1 protein-coding gene is annotated in these 914 nt (G+C 66.9%); it reads left to right on the top strand.

Annotated features, from left to right (window positions below; genetic code table 11):
• The coding region (locus tag AC1DRN_RS29905) for a VCBS domain-containing protein (RefSeq protein WP_477786926.1) at positions 1-914 on the top strand (914 nt) is incomplete at both ends.

The raw sequence follows: 914 nt of genomic DNA on the forward strand, positions 1-914 counted from the left end.
GCGCGGTGCAGGAAGACACCACGCTCAGCGTCAGCGGCCAGTTCAGCGCGGCCGACATCGATCACGATGCCACCGCCACTTGGAGTATTGCCGGGTCAAATACCGGCACCTACGGCTCGATCGCCGTGGACACCACCGGCCAATGGACCTACACGCTGGCCAACGGCACCGATGGGGTCGCCAGTGCGGTGCAGTCGCTGCAGGCGGGCGAGAGTCATAATGACGTGTTCACGGTGCAAGTCAGCGACGGCCTGGGCGGTGTGGCCACCCAGCTGGTGACCGTCACCGTCACCGGCAGCAACGACGCGCCCGTGCTCAGCTTCGCGACCGGCGATGAGGCCGGCGCGGTGCAGGAAGACASCASGCTCAGCGTCAGCGGCCAGTTCAGTTCGGCCGACATCGATCACGATGCCACCGCCACTTGGAGTATTGCCGGGTCAAATACCGGCACCTACGGCGCGATCGCCGTGGACCCCACCGGCCAGTGGACCTACACGCTGGCCAATGGCACCAATGGGGCCGCCAGTGCGGTGCAGGCGCTGCAGGCCGGCGAGAGCCATGAGGATGTGTTCACGGTGCAAGTCAGCGACGGCCTCGGCGGCGTCGACACCCAGCTGGTGACCGTCACCGTCACCGGCAGCAACGACGCGCCMGTGCTCRGYTTCGYGRCSGGCAAYGMKGCCGGCGCGGTGCAGGAAGACACCACGCTCAGCGTCAGCGGCCAGTTCAGCGCGGCCGACATCGATCACGATGCCACCGCCACTTGGAGTATTGCCGGGTCAAATACCGGCACCTACGGCTCGATCGCCGTGGACACCACCGGCCAATGGACCTACACGCTGGCCAACGGCACCGATGGGGTCGCCAGTGCGGTGCAGTCGCTGCAGGCGGGCGAGAGCCATGAGGAAGTGTTC

This window comes from Pseudomonas sp. P5_B3, from assembly GCF_056400405.1.